8 protein-coding genes are annotated in these 7,745 nt (G+C 64.7%); 4 read left to right on the forward strand and 4 right to left on the reverse strand.

The annotated features are described in order from the left end of the window. On the forward strand, positions 1-1,238 hold a 1,238-nt coding region (locus tag H8B02_RS42595), incomplete at its 5' end, for a GMC family oxidoreductase (RefSeq protein WP_229171700.1). Positions 1,239-1,398: 160 nt separating this feature from the next. On the opposite strand, the gene H8B02_RS42600 is transcribed toward H8B02_RS42595, so the two are convergent. From H8B02_RS42600 to H8B02_RS42610, 3 genes are all read right to left on the reverse strand, one after another. After that, a complete protein-coding gene (locus tag H8B02_RS42600) occupies positions 1,399-2,901 on the reverse strand; it encodes a flavin-containing monooxygenase (RefSeq protein WP_229171702.1) in 1,503 nt (500 codons plus the stop codon). A gap of 72 nt (positions 2,902-2,973) precedes the next feature. After that, positions 2,974-3,816 carry an AAA family ATPase gene (locus H8B02_RS42605; RefSeq protein WP_092124583.1) on the reverse strand — a complete coding sequence of 281 codons (843 nt, stop codon included), beginning with the start codon at positions 3,814-3,816 and terminating at the stop codon, positions 2,974-2,976. Positions 3,817-3,921: 105 nt separating this feature from the next. Further along, the gene (locus H8B02_RS42610) at positions 3,922-4,167 is read right to left on the reverse strand and encodes a GlsB/YeaQ/YmgE family stress response membrane protein (protein ID WP_092124584.1); all 246 of its coding nucleotides are present in this window, start codon (positions 4,165-4,167) and stop codon (positions 3,922-3,924) included. 285 nt (positions 4,168-4,452) lie between these two features. On the opposite strand from H8B02_RS42610, the gene H8B02_RS42615 reads away from it, so the two are divergent. The 3 genes from H8B02_RS42615 to sseA all read left to right on the forward strand — a co-directional run bounded on the left by H8B02_RS42615 (position 4,453) and on the right by sseA (position 7,061). Beyond that, positions 4,453-5,628 carry a vWA domain-containing protein gene (locus tag H8B02_RS42615; RefSeq protein ID WP_229171706.1) on the forward strand — a complete coding sequence of 392 codons (1,176 nt, stop codon included), beginning with the start codon at positions 4,453-4,455 and terminating at the stop codon, positions 5,626-5,628. Positions 5,629-5,759: 131 nt separating this feature from the next. Then, positions 5,760-6,173 (forward strand): rhodanese-like domain-containing protein, encoded by a 414-nt coding sequence (locus H8B02_RS42620; protein WP_016847778.1) that lies wholly within the window; start codon positions 5,760-5,762, stop codon positions 6,171-6,173. A 30-nt stretch (positions 6,174-6,203) separates the two neighbouring features. Then, entirely contained in the window at positions 6,204-7,061 is an 858-nt protein-coding gene (gene sseA / locus H8B02_RS42625) for a 3-mercaptopyruvate sulfurtransferase (protein WP_229171704.1), read from the forward strand. A gap of 127 nt (positions 7,062-7,188) precedes the next feature. On the opposite strand, the gene H8B02_RS48285 is transcribed toward sseA, so the two are convergent. Further along, positions 7,189-7,745, reverse strand: a 557-nt coding sequence (locus tag H8B02_RS48285; RefSeq protein WP_283842316.1) for a hypothetical protein, incomplete at its 5' end; no start/stop codon positions are given.

The following is a 7,745-nucleotide window of genomic DNA, read 5'->3' on the forward strand; positions in this document are numbered from 1 at the left end:
CCTATCGCGGCCGCGACGGCAATCTCACCGTCACCACGATGGACTGGCAGGACCCGCTCTGCGAGGCCTTCATGGCGGGTGCGATGAGCCTCGGCATTCCGCGCAATCCTGACTACAACGGCCAGATCCAGGAAGGCGTGTCGTACTGCCAGCGCACCATCCTGAACGGCCGCAGGGTCAGCGCCGCGACCGCGTTCCTGCATCCGGCGCGAAAGCGGCCGAATGTCGACGTGCGCACGCATGCGCATGTCACCGGCATCATCTTCGAGGGCAAGCGCGCGGTCGGCGTGCGCTACAACCGCGGCGGCAAGCACGGCCATCCGCTCGAGATCCGCGCCACCAAGGAGGTCATTCTTTCCGGCGGTGCCTACAACTCGCCGCAGCTGTTGCAGCTCTCCGGCGTCGGCTCGCCCGACCTGCTGAAGTCGCACGGCATCGAGGTGCGCCACGCGCTGCCGGGTGTCGGCGAGGGATTGCAGGATCACTATGCGCCACGCTCGGTGGCGCGGGTCAAGAACATCCGGACCATCAACGAGCTGCGCCGCGGCTTCAGCTTGTGGGGCGAGGCAATCAAATGGGCGACGACGCGGCGCGGGCTGTTGTCGCTGTCGCCGACCATGGTCTACTGCTTCTGGCATTCCGGCGAGACCACCGAGAGCTCAGACCTCCAGCTCACCTTCACGCCGGCGAGCTACAAGGAAGGCGTGCAGGGCCAGCTCGAGGACGAGCCCGGCATGACGGTGGCCTCATGGCAGCAGCGGCCGGAGAGCCGCGGCTATGTTCGCATCCGCTCCGCCGATCCGTTCGCGCCGCCGATCATTCAGACCAACTATCTCGCCGAGGAGATCGACCGCCGCGTCGTCGTCGCCGGCATGAAGCTGGCGCGCCGGCTGCTCGCCTCCGAGCCGCTCAAGCCGTATTTCGCCTATGAGGACTTTCCCGGTCCGAAGGTCACGAGCGACGAGGAGCTGCTCGCGGCCGCGACCCAGCGCGGCACCACCACTTTCCATCCCGGCTGCACCTGCCGGATGGGACCGGCCGATGCGTCCTGGGCCGTGGTCGACGACCAGCTTCGGGTCCATGGCATGGAGGGCCTGCGCGTGATCGACGCCTCGATCATGCCGCGGATGATCTCAGCCAACCTCAACGCCTCGACCTTGATGATCGCCGACAAGGCCTCCGACATGATCCGCGGCAAGACCCCCGAAGCCGCCGCGAAACTGCCGGAGTATGCGTGAGGGAAAGCTGCGCGCGCCGATGCTTCTTGATCAGCGCGCTGTGTCTAACACCGTCATGCTGAGGAGGCCGCGAAGCGGCCGTCTCGAAGCACGACGGCCCGACTGGGGCCGTGCATCCTTCGAGACGCGCTACGCGCTCCTCAAAATGACGGGACTGCTATCAGCCGTAGACGAACGCCTTGTCCTTGAGGTCGATCGCCGGGAATTCGTCCTTCTCGGCCCAGTAGTCCTGGTTGTGCTGCCACTCCGGCTTGTCGCCGCGCTTCGGCAGCAGGTGCATGCCGCGCATCATGTAGCCGGGGTTGAAGTTCTCCGGATCGATCCACGGCAGCAGCGGCATGTTGTGGTCTTCGGGGCGCAGCGCCGGCGTCACCTTGCTCACGCCGGTCGCCTTCATGTGCTTGAGCATGCGGCAGACGAAGTCGCCGACCAGGTCGACGCGCAAGGTCCAGCTGGCGCGGAAATAGCCGAACACCCAGACGAGGTTTGGCACGCCGGTGAACATCATGCCGCGATAGGTCACGGTGTCCTTGAAGTCGAGCGGCTTGCCGTCGATTGCGAAGTCGATGCCGCCATTGGCGGAGAGGTGGAAGCCGGTCGCGGTGATGATGATGTCGGCCTCGAGCTCCTTGCCGGACTTGAGCAGGATGCCCTTCTCGGTGAAGCGCTCGATCTCGTCGGTGACGACGGAGGCCTTGCCGCCCTTGATGGCGTGGAACAGGTCGGCATCCGGAATGAAGGCGATGCGCTGCCGCCACGGCCGGTAGCGCGGCGTGAAGTGGGTGGCGATGTCGTAGTCCTTGCCGAGAACGGCCTCGACCGCCGCAAGCAGGTCCTTCTTGGCGCCCTCGGGCTCGGCGAAGGTCCGCCTGGTGAAGGCGTCCTGCTCGAACAGGATCTTGCGGCGGGTGATCTCGTGGATCCAGGCCTCGTCGACCTGCAGCCTGCGCAGCTCCTCGGCGATCTCGATCGCGTTGCGGCCGGTGCGGAAATAGGTCGGCGAACGCTGCAGCATGGTGACATGGCCGGCATCCTTGGCCATCGCCGGGATCAGGGTCGCAGCCGTGGCGCCGGAGCCGATCACGACCACGCGCTTGCCCTTGTAGTCGAGGTCGTCGGGCCAGGTCTGCGGATGGATGATGGTGCCCTTGAACTTCGCCATGTCGGTCCATTCGGGCGTATAGCCCGCGTCGTGGCGGTAGTAGCCCTGGCACATCCAGAAGAAGTTCGTCGTGAAGCGCAGCTGCTCCCCGGTGTCGATACGCGTCGCATCGATGGTCCAGAGGTTGGTCTCGTTCGACCACTTCGCCGCGGTGATGGTGTGGCGATAGCGGATGTGGCGGGCGAGATCGTTCTCGTCGATCACCTCACCCATGTATTTCAGGATCTCGGCCGCGCTGGCGATCGGCGCGCTGGTCCACGGCTTGAAGCGATAGCCGAAGGTGTGCAGGTCGCTGTCGGAGCGGATGCCGGGATAGCGGTGGGTGGACCAGGTGCCGCCGAACGTCTTCTGCGTCTCCAGCACCACGAAGCTGGTGCCCGGGCATTGCGTGGTGAGGTGGTAGGCGGCGCCGACGCCGGAGATGCCGGCGCCCGCGATCAGGACGTCGAAGTGCTCGGTCGTGACGGGCTCGGCGGCGCGGATTTGGGTCTGGACGTTCATCTTCCCTGGTCTTCTTCTTGGTTGGAGCGGTTCAGTAAAACGCCGGAGCGAATGCCCCGGCGCTTGCGTGAACTAGACTTCGCGGCGGCTGAGGAACGCCAGCCGCTCGAACAGGTGCACGTCCTGCTCGTTCTTGAGCAGCGCGCCATGCAGCGGCGGGATCAGCTTGCGCGGATCGCGCTCCCTGAGCATCTCGGGCGTGATGTCCTCGTTCAGGAGCAGCTTGAGCCAGTCGAGCAGCTCCGAGGTCGAGGGCTTCTTCTTCAGGCCCGGCACCTCGCGGACCTCGAAGAAGATCCGCAGCGCCTCTTCCACCAGCCGCTTCTTGATGCCGGGGAAGTGCACGTCGACGATCTTGTTCATGGTGTCGGCGTCGGGGAACTTGATGTAGTGGAAGAAGCAGCGGCGCAGGAACGCGTCAGGCAGTTCCTTCTCGTTGTTCGACGTGATCATCACGATCGGGCGCAGCTTCGCCTTGATGGTCTCGCCGGTCTCGTAGACGTGGAACTCCATGCGGTCGAGTTCGAGCAACAGGTCGTTGGGGAATTCGATGTCGGCCTTGTCGATCTCGTCGATCAGGAGCACCGGGCGCTTCTCGTGGGTGAAGGCCTCCCACAGCTTGCCGCGCTTGATGTAGTTCTTGATGTCGGACACGCGCGCGTCGCCGAGCTGGCTGTCGCGCAGGCGCGACACCGCGTCGTATTCGTAGAGGCCCTGCTGCGCCTTGGTGGTCGACTTGATGTGCCAGGTCAAAAGCGGCGCGTCGATCGCCTTGGCGACTTCCTCGGCCAGCACCGTCTTGCCGGTGCCGGGCTCGCCCTTCACCAGCAGCGGGCGCTCCAGCACGATGGCGGCATTGACGGCGACCTTGAGGTCGTCGGTGGCGACGTAGTCCTTGGTACCCGTGAATTTCATCTATCTGGTTGCCTTGCTTCGTTCGTTGGCCGCATGGGTCTCACCTTGGGCCTCAACATGAAACGACCGCTCTCGCAGCGGCCGTCGGAGATGCAAATTTTTCGATCACGCTCGTCTGATCATCGATACGATCACCAGCACGATGCAAGCGCCGATCGTCGCGTTGAGGATGTCGCGGATCGCGCTGCCGCCGAGGCCGACGCCGAGGCGCGGCAGCAGCCAGCTTGCCACCAGCGCGCCGATGATGCCGACAACCATGTTGCCGATCAGCCCGAAGCCCGCGCCGCGCACGATCAGCCCCGCGAGCCAGCCGGCAATCGCACCGATCACCAGTGCCGCAATGATGCCCATTCAAACGTCCTGCCCAATGTCTTGTCAGGCGCAATTGTAATTGAAAAAGCCGGGCGGTCTAGGGCGGATTCCGCAGCGCAGCGGTACCCTGAACGGCGCGGCACGCATGGAATGTCGACCGTCATGTTTCCGCCGTGCGGAATGACCGCCGCACGGATACGGGGCGGGGCGTCGTTGGGTGGACCCCGCAAGACATGGCGCAAGGGGCCATATCAAGGCGGATCGCCGGTCTCGGCATGGCTCGGCCCCTTGACGCCACCGGTCCAGCGGGCGATCTAGGTGAGTATGTTCCTGCAGTTCTTCACATCGCTGCGCGACGCCCAGGTCCCCGTAACGCTACGGGAATATCTGACCTTGATGGAAGCGCTTGACGCCGATCTCGCCGAACAGACCGTCGAGAACTTCTACTATTTGTCGCGCGCCGCCCTGGTGAAGGACGAGCGCAATCTCGACAAGTTCGACCGGGTGTTCGGCACCGTGTTCAAGGGGCTCGAGAGCCTGCTCGACGCCATGGGCAAGGCGGAGATCCCCGAGGAGTGGCTGAAGAAGCTCGCCGAGAAATATCTCACCGAGGAAGAGAAGAAGCAGATCGAGGCCATGGGCTGGGACAAGCTCATGGAGACCTTGAAGAAGCGGCTCGAGGAACAGAAGGGCCGTCACCAGGGCGGCAGCAAGTGGATCGGCACCGCCGGCACCTCGCCGTTCGGCGCCCACGGCTATAATCCAGAGGGCGTGCGGATCGGGCAGGAGAAGAACCGCAACAACCGCGCCGTGAAGGTGTGGGACAAGCGCGAGTTCAAGGATCTCGACGGCAATGTCGAGCTCGGCATCCGCAACATCAAGGTCGCGCTGCGGCGGCTGCGCAAGTTCGCGCGCACCGGCGCGCCCGACGAGCTCGATCTCGACACCACGATCAAGGAGACCGCCAACCACGGCTATCTCGACGTGCACATGCGGCCCGAGCGGCGCAACGCGGTCAAGGTGCTGGTGTTCTTCGATATCGGCGGCTCGATGGATTCGCATATCGAGCAGGTCGAGGAACTGTTCTCGGCCGCCAAGAGCGAATTCAAGCACATGGAATATTTCTACTTCCACAACTGCCTCTATGAAGGCGTCTGGAAGCAGAACAAGCGGCGCTTCACCGATCGCACGCCGACCTGGGACGTGCTGCACAAGTACCCGCACGACTACAAGGTGGTATTCGTCGGCGACGCCTCGATGTCGCCTTACGAGATCATGGTTCCCGGCGGCTCGGTCGAGCATGTCAACGAAGAGGCCGGCTCGGTCTGGCTCGACCGCATCACCTGCACCTATCCGCATGCGGTGTGGCTCAATCCGGTGGCGCAGAAGCACTGGGACTATTCGGAATCGACCACCATCATCCGCCGCCTGTTCTCCGAGCGCATGTATCCGATCACGATCGAAGGTCTGGAGAACGCGATGCGGGAGCTGGTGCGGTAGCCAATCCCGTCATTCCGGACGGTCCGTAGGACCGATCCGGAATCTCGAGCTGATGAAATTCGATCGAGATTCCGGTTCGATGCTGTCGCATCGCCCCGGAATGACGAACAACAACATCCAGGGAGAGCCCTATGCCCCAGAACATCCACCGCGGCATCAAGGTGATGATCGACGAGGCCAATGCCGAGATCGAGACCATCAGCGCGGCCGATGCGATCACGCTGATCGGCAAGAACGACGTCGTCATCGTCGACATCCGCGACCCCCGCGAGATCGAGCGCGACGGCAAGATTCCCGGCGCATTCTCCTGCACCCGCGGCATGCTCGAGTTCTGGATTGATCCGAACAGCCCCTACGCCAAGCCGATCTTCCAGGAAGACAAGAAGTTCATCTTCCACTGCGCCGGCGGCCTGCGCTCGGCGCTCGCCGCCAAGACCGCGAAGGATATGGGCCTGAAGCCGGTCGCCCATATGGGTGGTGGCTTCGCCGCCTGGCGCGAGGCCGGCGGCCCGATCGAGGCGTGGGAGCCGAAGAAGAAGGGCTGAAAGGCCTCACGCCCGCAAGGACATCAGATCATGACTGCTATCGACGATCCGCTCGTTTCGACCGACTGGCTGGCTGCGCATCTCGGCGACGCCAACGTGAAAGTGCTCGACGCGACCTTCAAGCTGCCCGGCGTGCTGCCGCTGCCGAAGGACGACTACCTCGCCGCGCATCTGCCCGGCGCCGTGTTCTTCGACGTCGACGCGGTGTCCGATCATTCCAATCCGCTGCCGCACATGTTTCCGAGTGCCGAGCAGTTCGGCCGCGATATCGGCGGGCTCGGCGTCAGCAATGCCGACACCGTCGTGATCTATGATTCCGGCGGCTGGGTCGCCGCGCCGCGCGCCTGGTGGATGTTCCTGTCCTATGGCCATCGCAACGTGCGGATTCTCAACGGCGGCCTGAAGAAGTGGCGCGCCGAGGGCAGGGCGATCGAGAGCGGCGAGGTGAAGCCGAAGCCCGCAATGTTCAAGGCGAGCTATGATGCGAAGCGCGTGCGCAGCATCGAGCAGATGATCGCCAATGTCGAAAGCCGTGCCGAGCAGGTGATCGATGCGCGCGCCGCCGAGCGCTTCGAGGGACGCGCGCCGGAGCCGCGGCCGGGCATCCGCGCAGGCCACATCCCGGGCGCCCGCAACGTGCCCTACAACCAACTGTTCGATGCCGCGACCGGCGAGATGAAGCCGCTCGACGATCTGCGCAAGTCATTCAGCGGTGCCGGCGTGAAGCTCGACGCGCCTGTTGTCACGAGCTGCGGCTCCGGCGTCTCGGCCGGCGTGCTGACGCTTGCGCTCTACCGGCTCGGCGTCACCGACACCGCGCTCTATGACGGCTCATGGTCGGAATGGGGACAGGCGAGCGGCCCGCCGATCGCGACAGGACCGGCTTGAGCGAGAGCGTTTTCGAGCGAAGTGGACTCCGGTTCGCGCAAAGAAAACGCGTCAAAACAAAACTAGAGCGCTTTCGGGCGAAGTGGATGCCGGTTCGCGTGAAGAAAACGCGTCAAGACAAAAAGGTCTAGCGCCGGGTAAGCGGCACCAAGGTCGGGTTGCCGAACGGGTCGAGCTGAACGGCTTGCCGCACCGGTGGCGCGCGGACGATCCGCCGGCGCTCCTTGCGATGCACCGGCTTGCTGGTGGCACTGCGCTCCGGCTTCTTCGCTTCAGTGCCCTTCGGCACGGGCGGTGCTTCGACGACAACTTCGGGTCCACCCAGCGTTGCGATCCTGGTCGCGGCTGCGATGGCCTCGGGTGACGGCGGCGGTGCGGGCTCCGGCGTAGCCATCGCGGGTGCCGGTGCGGCGGGCGCGGGTTCGTTGGTTGCGACAGGCGGATCGGTCACGGCGGCGACCTTGGCCTCGGTTGGCATCGGTGCCGCTTCCGTGGAAACCGGTGCGGGCTGCGATGCGGGCGAGGGATCCGCGGCCGGAGGCTGTGGAGCGACCTCAGCGGACTGCGCTGGTGCAGGAGTTTCGACCGCTTGGGCTTCCAGCTTCGGCGGGGCGGGCGACGGATCATCCGTCTTCACCGCGGCGAGCTTCGCCGGCTCGGCAGGAGGCGAAGCTTCGGCAGGAG

Source organism: Bradyrhizobium altum, from assembly GCF_020889705.1.
Taxonomy (GTDB): Bacteria; Pseudomonadota; Alphaproteobacteria; order Rhizobiales; family Xanthobacteraceae; genus Bradyrhizobium; species Bradyrhizobium altum.